Annotated in this window: 25 protein-coding genes and 1 rRNA gene; 2 read left to right on the forward strand and 24 right to left on the reverse strand. The window is 43.3% G+C overall.

Annotation, left to right across the window (positions count from 1 at the left end):
- Window positions 1-91: ribosomal RNA gene (locus tag L1611_RS19100) — 16S ribosomal RNA — on the reverse strand; the annotation flags it as partial.
- Window positions 92-483: 392 nt separating this feature from the next.
- On the reverse strand, window positions 484-708 hold the full coding sequence (locus L1611_RS19105; RefSeq protein ID WP_236315295.1) for a hypothetical protein: 225 nt from the start codon (window positions 706-708) through the stop codon (window positions 484-486).
- A 190-nt stretch (window positions 709-898) separates the two neighbouring features.
- Between L1611_RS19105 and pdaB the strand changes: the two genes are divergently transcribed.
- Window positions 899-1,663, forward strand: coding sequence for a polysaccharide deacetylase family sporulation protein PdaB (gene pdaB, locus L1611_RS19110; protein ID WP_236315296.1), 765 nt, complete (start codon window positions 899-901; stop codon window positions 1,661-1,663).
- A gap of 18 nt (window positions 1,664-1,681) precedes the next feature.
- Here pdaB and L1611_RS19115 read toward each other — a convergent pair whose 3' ends face one another.
- Window positions 1,682-2,263 carry a KinB-signaling pathway activation protein gene (locus L1611_RS19115; RefSeq protein ID WP_236315297.1) on the reverse strand — a complete coding sequence of 194 codons (582 nt, stop codon included), beginning with the start codon at window positions 2,261-2,263 and terminating at the stop codon, window positions 1,682-1,684.
- A 146-nt stretch (window positions 2,264-2,409) separates the two neighbouring features.
- Here L1611_RS19115 and gerD point away from each other — a divergent pair, with 146 nt between their 5' ends.
- Entirely contained in the window at window positions 2,410-3,033 is a 624-nt protein-coding gene (gene gerD, locus L1611_RS19120) for a spore germination lipoprotein GerD (protein WP_236315298.1), read from the forward strand.
- A 55-nt stretch (window positions 3,034-3,088) separates the two neighbouring features.
- Here the strand turns inward: gerD and L1611_RS19125 are convergent, their stop codons facing one another.
- From L1611_RS19125 to rpmD, 21 genes are all read right to left on the reverse strand, one after another.
- Window positions 3,089-4,114, reverse strand: a complete 1,026-nt coding sequence (locus L1611_RS19125) for an Mrp/NBP35 family ATP-binding protein (RefSeq protein WP_236315341.1) — start codon at window positions 4,112-4,114, stop codon at window positions 3,089-3,091.
- Between the two features lie 203 nt (window positions 4,115-4,317).
- Complete coding sequence (gene cwlD / locus L1611_RS19130) at window positions 4,318-5,043, reverse strand: N-acetylmuramoyl-L-alanine amidase CwlD (RefSeq protein WP_236315299.1); 726 nt, start codon at window positions 5,041-5,043, stop codon at window positions 4,318-4,320.
- Between the two features lie 68 nt (window positions 5,044-5,111).
- Entirely contained in the window at window positions 5,112-5,549 is a 438-nt protein-coding gene (locus tag L1611_RS19135; protein ID WP_236315300.1) for a DUF2521 family protein, read from the reverse strand.
- Window positions 5,550-5,799: 250 nt separating this feature from the next.
- A complete protein-coding gene (rpsI, locus tag L1611_RS19140; protein WP_236315301.1) occupies window positions 5,800-6,192 on the reverse strand; it encodes a 30S ribosomal protein S9 in 393 nt (130 codons plus the stop codon).
- Between the two features lie 20 nt (window positions 6,193-6,212).
- Entirely contained in the window at window positions 6,213-6,668 is a 456-nt protein-coding gene (gene rplM / locus L1611_RS19145) for a 50S ribosomal protein L13 (protein WP_407681755.1), read from the reverse strand.
- A gap of 147 nt (window positions 6,669-6,815) precedes the next feature.
- Window positions 6,816-7,562: a tRNA pseudouridine(38-40) synthase TruA gene (gene truA / locus L1611_RS19150; RefSeq protein ID WP_322972585.1), complete on the reverse strand. Its 747-nt coding sequence runs from the start codon at window positions 7,560-7,562 to the stop codon at window positions 6,816-6,818.
- Window positions 7,563-7,574: 12 nt separating this feature from the next.
- A complete protein-coding gene (locus L1611_RS19155) occupies window positions 7,575-8,372 on the reverse strand; it encodes an energy-coupling factor transporter transmembrane component T family protein (protein WP_236315302.1) in 798 nt (265 codons plus the stop codon).
- Complete coding sequence (locus L1611_RS19160) at window positions 8,362-9,234, reverse strand: energy-coupling factor ABC transporter ATP-binding protein (RefSeq protein WP_236315303.1); 873 nt, start codon at window positions 9,232-9,234, stop codon at window positions 8,362-8,364. The genes L1611_RS19155 and L1611_RS19160 overlap by 11 nt, the downstream gene beginning before the upstream one ends.
- On the reverse strand, window positions 9,210-10,049 hold the full coding sequence (locus tag L1611_RS19165) for an energy-coupling factor ABC transporter ATP-binding protein (protein WP_236315304.1): 840 nt from the start codon (window positions 10,047-10,049) through the stop codon (window positions 9,210-9,212). Before L1611_RS19165 ends, L1611_RS19160 begins: the two co-directional genes overlap by 25 nt.
- Window positions 10,050-10,336: 287 nt before the next feature.
- Window positions 10,337-10,699: a 50S ribosomal protein L17 gene (rplQ, locus tag L1611_RS19170; protein ID WP_225067080.1), complete on the reverse strand. Its 363-nt coding sequence runs from the start codon at window positions 10,697-10,699 to the stop codon at window positions 10,337-10,339.
- Between the two features lie 38 nt (window positions 10,700-10,737).
- Window positions 10,738-11,682, reverse strand: coding sequence for a DNA-directed RNA polymerase subunit alpha (locus L1611_RS19175; protein WP_225067079.1), 945 nt, complete (start codon window positions 11,680-11,682; stop codon window positions 10,738-10,740).
- Between the two features lie 407 nt (window positions 11,683-12,089).
- On the reverse strand, window positions 12,090-12,485 hold the full coding sequence (gene rpsK, locus L1611_RS19180) for a 30S ribosomal protein S11 (protein WP_225067078.1): 396 nt from the start codon (window positions 12,483-12,485) through the stop codon (window positions 12,090-12,092).
- An 18-nt stretch (window positions 12,486-12,503) separates the two neighbouring features.
- The gene (gene rpsM, locus L1611_RS19185) at window positions 12,504-12,869 is read right to left on the reverse strand and encodes a 30S ribosomal protein S13 (RefSeq protein WP_236315305.1); all 366 of its coding nucleotides are present in this window, start codon (window positions 12,867-12,869) and stop codon (window positions 12,504-12,506) included.
- Between the two features lie 19 nt (window positions 12,870-12,888).
- Window positions 12,889-13,002 (reverse strand): 50S ribosomal protein L36, encoded by a 114-nt coding sequence (gene rpmJ, locus L1611_RS19190; RefSeq protein WP_003322638.1) that lies wholly within the window; start codon window positions 13,000-13,002, stop codon window positions 12,889-12,891.
- A gap of 169 nt (window positions 13,003-13,171) precedes the next feature.
- Window positions 13,172-13,390: a translation initiation factor IF-1 gene (infA, locus tag L1611_RS19195; protein ID WP_093073147.1), complete on the reverse strand. Its 219-nt coding sequence runs from the start codon at window positions 13,388-13,390 to the stop codon at window positions 13,172-13,174.
- Entirely contained in the window at window positions 13,383-13,703 is a 321-nt protein-coding gene (locus L1611_RS19200; protein WP_236315306.1) for a KOW domain-containing RNA-binding protein, read from the reverse strand. Before L1611_RS19200 ends, infA begins: the two co-directional genes overlap by 8 nt.
- Before the next feature lie 16 nt (window positions 13,704-13,719).
- A complete protein-coding gene (gene map / locus L1611_RS19205) occupies window positions 13,720-14,466 on the reverse strand; it encodes a type I methionyl aminopeptidase (protein WP_236315307.1) in 747 nt (248 codons plus the stop codon).
- Entirely contained in the window at window positions 14,466-15,116 is a 651-nt protein-coding gene (locus tag L1611_RS19210) for an adenylate kinase (protein WP_236315308.1), read from the reverse strand. Before L1611_RS19210 ends, map begins: the two co-directional genes overlap by 1 nt.
- A gap of 72 nt (window positions 15,117-15,188) precedes the next feature.
- Window positions 15,189-16,478, reverse strand: a complete 1,290-nt coding sequence (gene secY, locus L1611_RS19215; protein WP_236315309.1) for a preprotein translocase subunit SecY — start codon at window positions 16,476-16,478, stop codon at window positions 15,189-15,191.
- A complete protein-coding gene (gene rplO, locus L1611_RS19220) occupies window positions 16,478-16,918 on the reverse strand; it encodes a 50S ribosomal protein L15 (RefSeq protein WP_236315310.1) in 441 nt (146 codons plus the stop codon). Before rplO ends, secY begins: the two co-directional genes overlap by 1 nt.
- A 33-nt stretch (window positions 16,919-16,951) precedes the next feature.
- Window positions 16,952-17,140, reverse strand: a complete 189-nt coding sequence (gene rpmD, locus L1611_RS19225) for a 50S ribosomal protein L30 (RefSeq protein ID WP_221569173.1) — start codon at window positions 17,138-17,140, stop codon at window positions 16,952-16,954.
- Window positions 17,141-17,142 lie beyond the last annotated feature (2 nt).

Raw genomic sequence — 17,142 nt, forward strand, 5'->3', positions numbered from 1 at the left:
GAGGAGCAAGCTCCTCGTTGGTCCGCTCGACTTGCATGTATTAGGCACGCCGCCAGCGTTCGTCCTGAGCCAGGATCAAACTCTCCAAAAAATTGTTGGCAAATGCCACTGAATTTTTTGAGCATTGTTTGATTGCTCATTAAATGTAAATCGAAATTGTGACGCACATGGATGTGCTAACTTCGACGTTGTCACAGGACGTGACGTCGTTAGTCGAAGATCATCTGATCCATGTAGGTCCGTTTTCACGCTTGGCTTTTGTTCAGTTTTCAAAGAGCTGTATTGCCCATGGATAGGCTGTTTCGATGTCGTCACAGAACGTGACTTTTTTGCCGAAAATCATTATGTCGTTTTTGAGGCGACTTAACAAGTATAACATCCATAAAAACTTAAGTCAATAACTTTTTTGGAATAGCTTTTTCTTCTTTTTGCGGCAACAGACAATACTTTATCAGAATCACAAATTACTGTCAATAAGCTTTTTTATTTTTGATTTGATATTTTATGGCGCATATATTTCACACAGTCTGCAGGGTTTGAAAAACGTTGGAAAATCTTAAAAACCAATTGATACCTTTCTTCCATGGCACGTTTAATGATCCCCTCTATCCGATGATCTTCCATATCATGCAATAATTCTTCAAGTTCCTTTTTGAGAAGGTATTCCATTTCTTTTACTTCTTTATCATTAAGTACAAATCCGAGCATGATATCCATCCTTCGTTTTTTCTATCATTATCCCTTGTTTTTCCATTTTCTATTCTTGTGAGAGAACTGGGCGATCAAACAACCTAACTGCCGATCATTTTCATTTACATAGGCCTCATAGACAAGACAGGTCTATCTTGTCCTTTTACACATATACATGTACGGAGTATGACTGATGGGAGGAAATGACGTGAATTTCTTTTGGATTGTGAACGGTAAAAGGTTCAAGCAATATTTGATCATAATCATCGCTTCTTTTTTTGCGGCATTGATTGCTTTTATAGAAGCACAGGATCTGGAGGTTTTCAAAACAAAAGATGGGGATCCACGGGCAATTTATAAAGGAGAGGAAAAGGGCAAACGAATCGCTCTCACTTTTGACGTCAGCTGGGGTGAGAAGCGGATCCATGAAATTCTTGACCTTTTAGAGAAAGAGAAAGTCAATGATACGACATTCTTCCTTTCGGGCGAATGGGCTGAAAGACATCCGGATATCGTTGAAAAGATCACGAAGAACGGCCATGAAATCGGAAGTCTTGGTTATCGGTATAAAAGCTATACCGACCTTGAGAACGATCAGATCAAACGGGATATGGCAAAAGCCCAGCAAATCATCAATGAAGTTTCAGGACAAAAGCCTGTTTTATTACGTCCACCTAATGGGCAGTTCAATAAAGAAGTATTGGATATCGCTGAAAAATTGAACCAAACAATCATCCAATGGAGCATCAATACCCATGATTGGAAAAACCCGGGTGCAGAGCGAATCACTGAAGCTGTATTATCTCAGGCGAAAGGTGGCGATATCGTTCTTCTCCATGCGTCCGATTCAGTTAAACAAACGAGGGATGCTCTGGAAAAAATCATTTCTGAATTGAAGAAGGATGGCTACACATTCGCTTCGGTCGGTGAGTTGATTGCAAATACAGACAGTAAAACGAAGGAAATCAAATAAAGAAGTTGGGCTCAATGCTCAACTTCTTTTTATCAGGCGATGTAAAATTAAAATCTGCCATGTGTTGCATGCTAATAACGGGACGATAGATAACCATAGCCAAAGTAGATCCCCTTGCTTCAAAACCGGTATCCACTCAATGGTCGTCACTACTACCATGAAGAAAAGCGCGGGAATGAAAGCTCCTCTATTCGTTTCTTTCATTTTGAAATACGCAACGATCAAACCATAAAACAATAAGGCAATCGGAATAATAATAAAGTTAAATAAAGACAAACCTGTATCTTTAAACGCAATATAACGTAAGTAAAATAGATCAAATACAACAAAGGCAAGGATCAATAGTTGCACCCAACTCCATAATTGTACGGATTTGAATATTCCTAATCCGAATCGATGGATCGTCAAATATGCGAAATACCCCATTTGGCTGATGATACTGAAGATGAGACCAAACCCGAATAACCAGGCGATCATGACAAAAAAGCCTGCCATGCTATCGATATCTTCCCAGCGAAGCAGTAATCCGACTATGACAGCACTAGCTCCCCCGATTAAAAGTGTAGTGAAAAATAAATAAACCCATTTTCTGATATTCACGGATAACAATTCCCCTTTAATTCTGCTCGCTTCGATTGTACCAATCCATCTATAAAAAAGCCAGTTTCCTTTATTTAGTCCGCATATTTGTCACAACTTTCTCGAACGCTAAAAGTAAGATTGAATACTGAAAGGAGCATTCTAGGATGAGAAACTGGATGTTCGTCCTTATCATATCCTTCGGTTTATTATACCTGCAAGGGTGTACACCTGCAGCAGCAGAAGAAAAAGGTTCTTATGAGGAAACCAAAAAAATGCTCGTAGACCTTTTAAAAACGGAGGAAGGAAAAAAAGCGATACAAGAAGTCTTGACAGATGAAAAAATAAAATCACAAATTGTCATGGACCAGAAATTCGTCAAAAAAACGATTGAAGATACACTGACATCTAAAAAAGGCCAGGATTTTTGGAAGGAGTTAATGAAAGATCCAAAAACGGCCGAAGCGCTTGCAAAGAGTATGGAAAAACAAAATGAAGAATTACAGAAGAAATTATTGGACGATCCAGAATACAGGAAAAAAATCATTGAGCTCATGAAAGATCCGGAATTAACAAAAGAAGCAATGGATATGATGACATCACAACAATATAGGGAACAACAGAAGAAAGTGATGATGGAGACATTCGAAAGTCCATTGGTTAAAGCGCAAATTGCGGAACTGGTCAAAAAAGCAGTACAAGAGGAAATCAAAGGCGGAGATGCTTTGAAGAAGGAAGATAAATCTCAAGGTCAGGATCAAGGCGGCGGCGGCGGGGGCCAAGGTCAATGATAACCATCAGGCCTCCAAAAAGGACCGGCAAACTACAGGTTGCCGGCCCTCTTTTTTATCCTTCGACTTTTTGAATGACATTCAATGCAATCTGTCTATAAATTTGCCCGATCTGGGAATCTTCAAGGTATACGGATGGTGCGAAATCGTCTTCCCGCATCTCCGGTTGGCCGAGCGGTATTCTCCCGAGTACTTCCGTTTTCAATTCTTCCGTCAGCTTATCCGCTCCACCTTGGCCGAAGACATATTCCTTTTCACCTGTCTTCTTACTCTCAAAATACGCCATATTTTCTACGACACCAAGGATATCATGGTCTGTTTTAAGAGCCATCGCTCCGGCACGCGCTGCAACAAATGCCGCTGTCGGATGCGGAGTGGTAACGATGATCTCTTTACATTGTGGCAGCATCTTATGGACATCCAATGCAACATCTCCGGTTCCTGGTGGAAGGTCTAAGATCAGATAGTCAAGTTCTCCCCACTCGATATCGTTGAAGAAGTTCGTCAACATTTTTCCAAGCATTGGACCTCGCCAAATGACTGGAGCATTATCTTCTACAAAGAATGCCATCGAGATCACTTTGACGCCAAAACGTTCAACAGGAAAAATCTGCTCCCCGATCACTTTCGGCCGTTCTGCAATTCCCATCATGTCCGGGACACTAAAACCATATATATCAGCATCGATCAGTCCTACACGTTTTCCTTCACGTGCCAGGCTTGTCGCAAGGTTTACCGAAACGGTGGATTTACCAACTCCCCCTTTACCACTTGCTACCGCGATGAAGGTTGTGCCTGTTTTTGGCGATCCGTTTGGCGCTTCCTTTTGCGGAGCTTCCCCCTCCCGCTGTTCAAAACGAAGACCGACAGATGCAACACCTGCGCCTTTTAGGGTATTCACGATTTCCTGTTGAAGCTGCATTTGTTCCGGGGAGTTAGCCTGGGAAATGATAATTTTCAACCCGACATAATCCTCTTTGGTTTTTATTTCCTTCACACTGTCTGAATCGACAATGCTTTTATGTAAAAAAGGTTCTTGTATCGGTTTAAGAAGCTCTATAATTTGTTCTTCTGACATCATCTCTCGAACACCATCCTTTTTAATCGCTTTCATCCCTAAGTATAACATAGAAAAATCCGCTTTATAAACGTAAGGATCAGATGGGATTCCGTCCTTTTCAGTTGACCGGGCAGGGATGTTTTTTAGGTTTACACAGGATTATCCTTACAAACGCCGGCCGGGACTTTTACTACCATCAACGTAAAAGAAAAACCTGACCCCCATTAATCACCTGGAGCAGGTTCATTTGCATAGAACCGTAAAATCCCTTGATAGATCGACGCAGCCAGCTTCGTCTGGTATAGTTTCGATTTTAGCAATTCCCGTTCATTCGGATTGGACAAAAAACCGACTTCAACTAAAGAACCTGGGATTTCAGCTTTTCTCACCATGTAGACGGTACTGATCGGTTTTGCTTTTCGTGTCGTATTTTCGAGATTCGACCTGATTTGATCCTGAATCAATTTGGCTAACTTTTCATTTTCTTCTATTGCTGGGTTGTAAAAAACTTGAGCGCCATACCATCGAGAGGAAGGAATCGCATTAAGATGGATGCTGATGAACATATCTGCCTCTGATGAGTTGACGATCTCGGTTCTTTTCAACAAATCTTCCGTTTTACGGTTCCTGATCCTTTTTGTCCCATCATTAGCCAGATCACGATCCGTTTCCCTCGTCATTATGACTAATGCCCCGGCTTGTTGAAGGTAATCCCTAAGCTTCAAGGAAATATTCAATGCAATATCCTTTTCCTGAACATCCCCTTTTCCAACTGCACCGCCATCTACTCCTCCATGACCGGCATCAAGCACAATGATTTTTCCAGTCAACGGAAGACTCCATGTGGACCAGGAATCGTTCGAAAGTAATTGTTGTTGGATAACATATAATAAAAGTGCAGCACAAAACCCAGTCAGACCCCACAATAACCATTTTTTCCGCTTCACCATATTCCCTCCCGCTTCCCATTACTTGTATATATGTATGGGACAAGTGGAGGAAATATGCCTTTATTGGATCAGTGAAGCCGCATACGATATCGACGCTGTCCGTTTTCATAACCCTCTCTCCACCAACGCTGGACAAAGGCATCACAACACATATGGAGTGATTCAAGGACATGGTCAGGTGTATAGCTCCAAAATTGCCAGTACTCGAATAACGTATCGTACAAGCGTTTTTCAAACGGAGCACTGCGTTCTTTGATGCTGTCGAGTGATTCACCATGATAACCGAATTTACTGTATTCGGCGCCTAATAAATACGCTTCAATTGCGATATCGATACATGTATCCTGGATTTCATCCTGGAACAGCAGACTATATTGGAAAAATGGGAAAAACAACTTTTGGAATTCTGTTTTGATCCCATTCAGAGAAAGTTCACGCAAAACTTTACGCTCAAATGTAATTCGCTTTTTATATTGCCTGTCTCTAAAGGTGGTGATTACATTCATCGGTTTCGCCTCCTTTCCCATAGTGTTCGACCGCAAAATTGATTCATACCATGGGAACTTTGGTAAAAGACAGTATGTATACTGTACCAGGCACCATTTACAAACCCTTGAACCGCAACCGGTGGCAAATGGTGCCTGGTACCAAATCAAATCCCTTCTCCCACAACGGATCTGAAATGGTGCCTGGCACCTAAAAGCATCAAAAAAAGCCCTGGCGCAAGGGCCAGAGCTTTGTATGACGGATGTGTAATTAACGCTTTGAGAATTGTGGTGCACGACGAGCGCCTTTGAGTCCGTACTTCTTACGCTCTTTCATACGTGCGTCACGAGTAAGGAATCCTGCACTCTTAAGAGAAGGACGCAATTCAGGATCTACATCTAGAAGTGCACGAGCAATACCATGACGGATTGCACCAGCTTGGCCAGTGTATCCTCCACCGTCAACGTTTACAAGGACATCGTACTTTCCTTCTGTTTCAGTTAAAACTAATGGTTGTTTTGCGATGACTTTCAATGTTTCAAGTCCGAAAAATTCGTCGAGGTTGCGACCGTTTACGATGAAACGTCCATCACCAGGTACAAGACGTACACGGGCAACAGAGTGCTTACGACGGCCGGTTCCGTAATATTGTACTTGAGCCAAATTTAAACCCTCCTTATTATTTATCCGCGAAGTTCATAGTTTTCAGGATTTTGTGCTTGATGTGGATGTTCGTTCCCCGCATACACATGAAGCTTTTTACCCATTTTACGACCAAGGCTGTTCTTTGGAAGCATGCCTTTGATTGCAAGTTCAAGCATCTTTTCAGGACGCGTGTCACGCATTTCCTGTGCCGTTCTTGTTCTAAGACCGCCTGGATGTCCAGTGTGACGGTGGTAGAGCTTGTCAGACATTTTCTTACCAGTCAATTCGATCTTGCTTGCATTTAAAATAATCACGTGGTCACCAGTGTCAACATGTGGAGTGTACGTCGGCTTGTGCTTGCCGCGAAGCACTGATGCAACTTCACTTGAAAGACGTCCAAGAGTTTTGCCTGCAGCGTCTACCACATACCATTTACGTTCAACTTCTTTTGGCTTTGCCATATAGGTACGCAATTTATTTCCCTCCTGATTCATTCACTTACAAATCTATTTCAATACGATTCGTTTTTCAATTCGACGATTTCCTCATCCGGGGCTAGTGGATTTCAGAAATACCAAAGAATATCTTATAATAATTAGACAACGATGTCAAGTGTGTCAGTATGTTTTTTGCCTTCTTTATCACGGTTTTTTATAGGTTACCTTCCATAAATACAAACCGTGGGACGGAGCTGTTTTTCCAGCAGCGTTCCGATCCTTCGTTTCCAGTATCCGAATGACGTCCTCTGCTTGTCGCTGGCCGGTCCCTACCTCTAACAACGTTCCGACGATGATCCGGACCATATTGTACAAAAACCCGTTACCTTCAACACTGATGACCAGCTCATCGCCTGCTTCTTCAAAGTCCAGCTTATGGATAGTGCGGATACGGTCCAACACTTCCGTTTTGGCTGAGGAGAATGAGGTGAAATCGTGCTCACCTGCTAATAACTCTGCGGCTGCCCTCATTCCGATAAGATCAAGCTCATACGGAAAATGGTACGTGTAGTTCCTCCTGAATACATCTTCATCTGACTTCCTTAAAATACGGTAACGGTACTCTTTCGCCTCTACATCAAAGCGAGCATGAAAATCAGGATTCTCTTCGGCGATGGATTGGATACGAATATCTGGCGGAAGCAGAGTATTGAGTGCACGTTTCCATGCAGCCGGTTCGATTGACAGGGGCGTATCAAAATGAATAACCTGTCCAACTCCATGAACGCCTGCATCCGTCCGGCCAGAAGCGACTGTCCTTATGACTTCTCCTTTATGCATCCGTTGGAGAACTTGTTCGATCGTGCCCTGGACCGTCCTTTGGTCTGGCTGGATCTGATACCCGGAAAAGCCTGTCCCATCATAGCTTACAGTTCCGCTCATTCGTCTCAATACGGCCACCCTCTAAGATCTTAATAAGAATAAAACGATGATCAATACACCAACCATGATAAGGGCGAATGTATCGATTCCTTTCCATTTCAGTAGTCTCAGTTTTGTCCTTCCTTCGCCGCCTCGATAACCGCGGGCTTCCATTGCAAGGGCGAGGTCTTCTGCCCTTTTGAAAGCACTGATGAACAGAGGTACAAGCAAAGGAACAAACGCTTTGACCCTTTCTTTGATCGGTCCGCTCGAAAATTCTGCGCCCCTTGCAGACTGGGCTTTCATGATTTTTTCTGTCTCCTGTAAAAGTGTCGGGATGAAGCGCAGAGAAATCGACATCATCAGGGCGAACTCATGGACAGGAAACTTCACTCTTTTTAACGGTGCTAATAAGCTTTCGATGCCATCTGTAATATCAATCGGCGTGGTCGTCAAGGTCAATAAAGACGTTAAAAGAATGAGGAATAAGAGCCGTAAAGCAATAAAAACACCTTGGACGACACCACCTTCATGGATTGCAGTCCAACCAAAATCCAATAACACCGGACCTTCCTTTGTCATGAACAAATGCAAAATCATCGTAAAAAGGATGATCCAGAGAATCGGCTTCAGTCCTTTTAATATAAAGGGGAGAGGCACTCTTGAAAACAGTACTGTACCGATTGTAAAAATACCAAGAAAAGCATAGCTCAACCAGTTGTTTGCGAGAAAGACGATGATGACATAAACAAATACAGCAATCAATTTTGCTCGGGGATCCATACGATGGATCGTTGAACTTCCAGGGATGTATTGACCGATGATGACATTATCCATCATTGTGCATTCCCGCTTTCATTAGTCTTTCGATGATTTCCACAACTTCGTCCTCCGTATACCCTGCCTGAATAGAGATACCGAAACGTTCCTGAAGAGATTGAAGAAAACGTGTAGACTCCGGAATATCCAAGCCAACTGCTTGTAGCTTATCCCCTTGCCTAAAGATTTCCGTCCGGGTCCCTTCCATATATACGGTCCCGCCGGACATGACGATAATCTGATCAGCGTATCGAGCAGCGTCTTCCATACTATGCGTCACTAAAATGATCGTTATGTTCTGTTCCTGTTGCAAAGAAAGGAACAAATCCATCATTTCCCTTCGACCACGGGGATCCAGACCTGCAGTCGGTTCATCAAGGATCAACACCTCAGGCTTCATTGCTAGAACTCCTGCAATAGCTACACGGCGCATTTGGCCTCCGCTCAGTTCAAAAGGTGATCGCTGTAAAAACTCTTCCCCAAGTCCAACCATTTTAAGCGAGTCCTTTGCTCTCCGTTTTGCTTCCTTTTCACTGACATCAAAGTTCCGAGGGCCAAAACAAATGTCTTTCTCAATCGTTTCTTCAAACAATTGATGTTCAGGATACTGGAATACCATTCCAACCTGCCTCCGGACTTCCTTGAGCCTTTTCCCCTTTTCATCTGGATGGATGGTTGTCCCGCCTATTTTCACGGAACCAGAAGTCGGCTTCAACAGACCATTCAGATGCTGGATCAGGGTTGATTTTCCTGAACCAGTATGCCCGATGATTGCATAAAAGCTACCTGGAGGTACATCAATTGAGACATTATACACTGCACGACGTTCCTTTGGTGTTCCCTTGCCATATATGTGGGCTAAGCGTTTAGTTGATAGTTCCATAATGCGTCCACCAATTCTGATTGTGTCAATGTCGGAGCAGGCAAATGAATGCCCTTCTCCTTCAATTTCTTTTGTATCGTCAATGAAAATGGCAGCTCAAGACCAGCAGCCAACAGAAGATCCGTGTTTTGAAAAACATCCTTTGGCGCACCTGATGCCACCATTTTACCCTGTTTCATGACAATCATCCGATCTGCTTTGATTGCTTCCTCTAAATCATGTGTGATGGATAGAACGGTGATCCCATCCTGCTCATTCAATTCCCGGATTGTTTGCAGAACTTCTTTTCTTCCTATTGGATCCAGCATACTTGTCGCTTCATCAAGAACGATCACGTCCGGCTTTTGTGCTAAAACACCCGCAATCGCAACTCTCTGCTTCTGACCTCCGGAAAGCTGGTGAGGCTCCTGATTTTCATACTCGGTCATCTGTACCCTCGTTAACGAATCAGAAATCCGTTCAATCATTTCTTCTCTTGGAACCCCATTATTTTCGAGCCCGAAGGCAATATCATCTTTTACAGTCGTGCCGACAAATTGGTTATCTGGATTTTGGAAAACCATGCCTACCTGCTTTCTGATGTCCCAAAGGTGTCTCTCTTGGTCAGTCCTTTTTCCACCGATCCTGACCGTACCTTCATCCGGCAGCAGCAGCCCATTTAGAAGTTTAGCAAGTGTCGACTTTCCGGAGCCATTATGTCCGACAATGGATAACCATTCGCCCTTGGGAACAGTCAGATTTATGTTTGCCAATCGATACGGACCCTCATCTTCATAGCGGAACGACACATCATGTACTATGATTAAGCCCTTCATTCCCGTTCCCTCCTCTACACCGCAGGTATGAACTGTGTAGGTCGTGTCAAACCTGCCCTCATCTTCACTATACTCTCTCTTATAATTGCCACTTTCCATAAAACAAGGATTGACATCAAAGCGTTGAAAATGCTGCCACTTTACTCGTCAACCCCGACTGGAATGGAGCCTGATTTTAAATGATCCACCATTTTAAATGTACGAAAAAAAGGGCATAGAATCAGTATCTGCTGTAGATTCTGTCCCGCCCTTTTCGTCGATGTCATTGCACATTAATTTATTGCCGATTATACAAGCTCAATAATAACCATTGGTGCACCATCGCCGCGGCGAGGACCAATCTTCTGAATGCGAGTGTATCCACCCTGGCGATCTTCGTAGCGAGAAGCGATGTCAGCGAAAAGCTTCTGAACTGCATCTTCTCCAGACTCTTCGTTTGCAACCTCATTACGTACGAATGAAGCGGCTTGACGACGAGCGTGAAGGTCACCACGTTTGCCAAGTGTAATCATCTTTTCAACGACTGAACGAAGTTCTTTAGCTTTTGCTTCTGTTGTTTCGATACGCTCGTTGATGATTAGATCTGTTGTTAAATCACGGAGTAAAGCTTTTCGTGCAGATGATACACGACCTAACTTTTGATAAGCCATGAGAGGTCCCTCCTTCTTTGTTAATCTTTATATCTGTTCTATTCTTCGTTACGTAAACCAAGACCAAGCTCTTCAAGCTTTTCTTGGACTTCTTCTAATGACTTTTTACCGAGGTTCCGAACTTTCATCATGTCCTCTTCAGACTTTTGAGTGAGCTCTTGTACGGTATTGATGCCCGCACGTTTCAGGCAGTTATAAGAACGAACGGAAAGATCCAGTTCTTCAATCGTCATTTCGAGAACTTTTTCCTTCTGATCTTCTTCCTTCTCAACCATGATTTCCGCTTTTTGTGCTTGGTCGGTCAAACCAACGAAGATATTCAAGTGTTCTGTGACGATCTTCGCTCCAAGTGAAACAGCTTCTTCAGGGCGGATACTACCATCTGTCCAGACATCGAGGGTTAGTTTGTCATAGTTTGTAACTTGGCCGATACGAGTATTTTCAACCTGATAATTTACGCGGGTAACAGGCGTAAAGATCGAGTCGATCGGAATGACCCCAATCGCTTGTTCTTCCGACTTGTTTCCTTCCGCTGGTACATAACCTCGTCCGCGGACCGCAGTAATTTTCATTTGAAGATGTGCATCTTTAGATAAGGTAGCAATATGAAGATCCGGATTAAGGACTTCAACATCACTGTCATGTGTAATATCTGCAGCAGTTACGACACCTTCACCTTGAACATCGATCTCAAGGGTCTTTTCTTCCTCAGAATAAATTTTCAACGCTAGCTTTTTCAGGCTCAAGATGATTGTTGTCACATCTTCTACAACACCATCAATCGTTGAAAACTCATGCAATACTCCGTTGATTTGTACAGAAGTTGCAGCTGCTCCTGGAAGTGAAGACAATAAAATACGACGTAAGGAGTTACCCAACGTGATCCCGTATCCACGCTCTAGAGGTTCAACAACAAATTTCCCGTAAGTTGCATCGTCGCTGAGCTCTACCGTTTCAATTCTTGGCTTTTCGATTTCAATCATTCAACAAACCCTCCTTCAAAACGTCGAACCTCGGTTAGACCCCGTCGACCTAACCGAAATTCCTTTATCATGCACGTCCAAAAAAGTTCAAAATATGACGAATTAGAAACAAGAAGTTCCAGGTGCAAAGGTTTTGAGGACCGGATCGTATAATTTTGATACGTGAGGGCCGGTAAAACCAAGTAACGCTCACTGGCTAAAACCATCACGTCCTGTGACAACGCCGGTACTAGCACGCCTGTGCGTCGGAAATTCGCCGTTCATCATTTGGTGACTTTTTGGAACATTCCTTAACGGGTCACCTCCATAGGTTAACCCATTAGTATGCATTGCTCATTTATTGTTCATACATAACCATTATAGACAGGTTTCTAAATTGTAATACTTCAGGTTTAAAACCTCAAGCATTAAACACGACGACGTTTTGGTGGACGGCATCCATTATGAGGAACTGGTGTTACGTCACGGATTGCTGTCACCTCAAGGCCTACAGCTTGAAGTGCACGGATTGCTGCTTCACGTCCAGCACCAGGACCCTTAACAGTTACTTCAAGAGTCTTCATTCCGTGTTCCATAGCAGTTTTCCCAGCTGATTCGGCTGCCATTTGCGCTGCAAACGGAGTGGATTTACGAGAACCTTTGAATCCAAGGTTGCCTGATGAAGCCCAAGAAACTGCATTACCGTGTGTATCAGTAATTGTAACAATCGTATTGTTGAAAGTAGAGCGGATATGTGCGATCCCACTCTCAATATTCTTTTTGACTTTACGTTTACGAGTGTTTGTTTTACGTTGTTTAGCCATGTGAGTTTACCTCCCTTACTATTTCTTCTTATTCGCAACTGTACGGCGTGGGCCTTTACGTGTACGTGAGTTGTTTTTCGTCTTCTGTCCGCGAACTGGAAGACCACGACGGTGACGGATACCTCTGTAGCTTCCGATCTCGATCAGACGTTTGATGTTAAGCGAAACTTCACGGCGAAGGTCACCTTCAACTTTGTGGCGGTCGAAGATCTCACGGATTTTGTTCAATTCTTCTTCAGTCAGGTCTCTTACACGCGTATCTTCAGAAACACCTGCTTCAGCAAGAATTTGTTGAGCCTTAGACTTTCCGATACCGAAAATATACGTTAATGAAATGACAACTCGTTTGTCACGAGGGATATCAATTCCAGCAATACGTGCCATGTATGTGCACCTCCTATTCTTATCCTTGTTTTTGTTTATGCTTAGGGTTTTCGCAAATTACCATGACGGTTCCTTTACGACGAATAACTTTACATTTTTCGCAAATTGGTTTGACTGATGGTCTTACTTTCATTCCTAAATACCTCCTTATGCCACGGACTTGCACAAATTGTGCTGACTTCGACGACAAAATCGAAAATCCTATTGAGCGAGGCACTTCAATTTAGCTTAACCGTTTCACCCACAAGAGTGGTCTCGTTCATATGCCTGGTCATACGCAAGGCATCTACCGGAAAAAAGTCTTACTTGTAACGATACGTGATACGACCACGTGATAAATCGTATGGAGACAATTCTACGGTTACTTTATCGCCTGGCAGTATGCGAATATAGTGCATACGAATCTTCCCAGAAACGTGAGCTAAAATTTTATGACCATTCTCAAGCTCTACGCGAAACATTGCATTCGGAAGAGGCTCAATTACGGTTCCTTCTACCTCGATTACATCTTCTTTAGCCATCGATTTGTTCCTCCTTCTCAAGCAAGTCTGCTTGATCATTCAAGAATTTCGACACGGCGAAACGCAATTTACCGTTTGTTACACGTCCTGTTTCATCGATGCTTCGCTTAACTTCCGGCGAAATATATTGAAACAGCTCAAGATGATTGATGTTCTTCTTCTTAGCTCGGTCATATTTTCGTTTATCACCGTCAGCGATGAGGACAAATTTATCGTCCACAACACCCACAACTACATTGATTTGACCAGCGTCCCGCCCTCGCAAAATATGGACCAATTGCCCAACTTGCGGTACCGGCTCGGATTCACTCACCATTTATCACCTTCACTTAGGCTTTCGTTAAAATTTCGAAACCATCTTCAACTATAGCAATGGTATGCTCGAAATGCGCACAGTTTTTACCATCCTGGGTAACGACAGTCCAGTTATCTGCTAACGTTCGAACATATCGTGATCCTGCATTCACCATCGGCTCAATAGCAAGAACCATGCCTGGTTTGAGACGCGGTCCTTTGCCTGGCGGTCCGAAATGTGGGATTTGTGGATCCTCGTGGAGATCTTGCCCGACTCCGTGGCCGACGTATTCACGTACGACTGAAAAGCCTTCGGCTTCAACATACGATTGAATCGCATGAGAGATGTTTGTGAGTCTTTCCCCAGGTTTCGCTTCTGCAAGACCTTTATATAACGATTGTTCGGTTACCTCTAAAAGATGTTTGTCCTTATCGGATATTTCACCGACACCGTAAGTCCAAGCTGAATCGCCGTGGTATCCATTGTACTTTGCACCGATGTCGATCGATATGATATCTCCATCCTTCAGTACCTTTTTCCCTGGAATCCCATGAACCAACTCTTCGTTTACGGAAGCACAAATACTACCTGTAAAACCATTATAGCCTTTAAAAGAAGGAATTGCATCGTGGCTACGAATAAACTTTTCAGCGATTGCATCAAGTTCCTTGGTAGTCACTCCCGGTTTAATGTGCTTCTGGAGCTCCTGATGAGTCAAAGCAACAATCTTCCCAGCTTCCCGCATGATTTCGATCTCACGCGAAGTCTTAGATATGATCATTACTTCAAACCTCCAAGTAGTTGATCGATATCGTTAAATACCTGATCGATATCCTGGTTTCCGTCGATGTTACGGAGATAGCCTTTCTGATCATAGAATTCGAGCAGTGGCTTCGATTGTTCAATATTTACTTCAAGTCTTGTTTTGACTGTTTCTTCATTATCATCTTCACGCTGATAAAGCTCTCCTCCGCACTTATCACAAACGCCTTGTTCAGATGGCGGGTTGAAAACCACATGATAAGTCGCTCCGCATTGTTTACAGATCCTGCGGCCAGTCAAGCGTTCCATCAACTTATCTTTATCGACAACGATATTCAAGACATAGTCGATCGAACGGTTCTTATCGGAGAGGGTTTTTTCCAGCGCTTCGGCCTGTGCGACCGTCCGAGGAAACCCATCAAGTAAGAAACCTTTTTTACAGTCACTCTTGCTTAATCGTTCATCCACGATGCCGATCGTGACTTCATCAGGTACTAAATTACCAGCATCCATGTAGGACTTGGCTTTTTTACCTAATTCAGTTCCTTCTTTAATTGCAGCTCGGAACATGTCACCTGTTGAGATATGGGGGATACCATATTTATCAACAATCTCGGCAGCCTGGGTTCCTTTTCCGGCACCTGGCAGACCCATGAGTACTAGATTCATCTAATCCCTCCATACGGTCACAAACGTACATTGTAAAGAGGACGGGGAATATGGACGATTCCCGGTTTTCCTCTATTTGATAAAGCCTTTATAATGACGTTTAATTAATTGGCTTTCAATTCGTTTCATTATATCTAATGCTACACCGACCACAATCAATAAGCTGGTACCGCCTATTTGGAAAGACTGCGGAAGTTGTGCGAACTTGATGAAGAAAATCGGCAAGATCGAAACAAAGGCCAAGAATAGGGCGCCGACAAATGTCAGGCGATAAAGAATACGTACGATATACGTTTCTGTATTTTTACCCGGACGTATTCCTGGAATGTAACCACCTTGTTTCTTCAAGTTCTCTGCCATTTGCTCAGGATTGACCTGAACGAATGTATAGAAATACGTAAATCCGATGATTAAGGCCGAATAAACGATCATACCCACCGGTGTCGTATAGTCAAACGTGTTGGTAATGAATCTGGTCACCGCGTTTTCAGCAAAGAACCCTGCGATTGTCGGTGGTGCAATGATCAGTGAAATTGCAAAGATAACCGGGATTACCCCTGCTGCGTTAACCTTGATTGGAAGATGTGTTTGTTGTCCTCCAACTGGTTTATTGTTCACGACACGTTTTGCGTATTGGATCGGAATCTTACGCAATCCTTGTTGGATGAAGATAACGAAGACGGTCAGTACAACTATTGCTAAAGCAATAAGCAGCACTTTGACGATTCCGATGAATAGTGTCTGTTCTGATCCTTCGAACTGAGTAGCATAGAACTGGTTCAATGCGCTTGGAATAGCAGAAACGATACCCGCGAAGATCAGAATGGAAATACCATTCCCAACACCATGTGCGGTGATCTGTTCACCTAACCACATCAGGAACGCAGTACCTGCTGTCAAAATCAAAGCGATTAGCAGATAGGTAGGTACACTCGGGTTCGGGATCAATCCTTGGTACAGGTTGTTGAACCCGATCGACATCCCGATCGCTTGGATGAATCCAAGCACGATTGTTCCATAACGGGTGAATTGAGCAAGCTTTTTCCGCCCAACTTCACCTTGCTTAGACCATTCGGTAAACTTCGGCACAACATCCATCTGTAACAGTTGTACGATGATCGATGCTGTGATATATGGCATGATCCCCATCGCAAAAATCGAGAAGTTTTGCAGGGCACCACCACCAAACGTGTTCAGAAATCCGAAAACGTTCATCTGATTCTGAAAGTCTAATGCAGTCTTGTCAACATTCGGCACAGGAATGAATGTTCCGATTCGGAATACGACAAGCATTGCAAGAGTAAATAATACTTTGCTTCTTATATCACTTACGCGCATAATATTGGAGATTGCACGGAACATTACATCACCTCAGCATTTCCGCCTGCTGCTTCGATTGCTTCCTTAGCAGAAGCAGAAAACTTATGAGCTTTTATCGTAAGCTTCGTTTCTAGTTTTCCATTTCCTAGGACCTTCACTCCATCTTTCAACTTGCTGATGACACCAGTTTCAAGAAGAAGTTCAGGAGTTACTTCAGTTCCTTCTTCAAAACGGTTTAAAGCATCCAAGTTTACAACCGCATATTCAACACGAGTTGGGTTTGTAAATCCGCGTTTCGGTAAACGTCTTGCAAGTGGGTTTTGACCACCTTCGAATCCTGGTCGAACGCCTCCGCCAGAGCGGGCGTTTTGACCTTTATGTCCACGTCCACTTGTCTTACCATTACCGGAACCAATTCCACGCCCAACACGATTACGGTTGCCACGAGAACCTTCAGATGGTTTCAGTTCATGAAGTTTCATTATCGGCACCTCCTCATGATTTATATTGTCTTACTATTCGTTGATTTCATTGACAGTCACAAGATGGGACACCTTGTTCACCATACCACGAATCGCTTCATTGTCTTCGTGGACGACTGTTTGGTGCATCTTGCGCAAACCTAGTGTTTTTACTGTAACACGTTGGTTCTCTGGGCGACCAATTAAACTACGAGTGAGGGTGACTTCTAATTTCTTAGCCATTC

Origin of the sequence: Pseudalkalibacillus salsuginis (assembly GCF_021646685.1) — a bacterium.
Taxonomy (GTDB): Bacteria; Bacillota; Bacilli; order Bacillales; family Fictibacillaceae; genus Pseudalkalibacillus; species Pseudalkalibacillus salsuginis.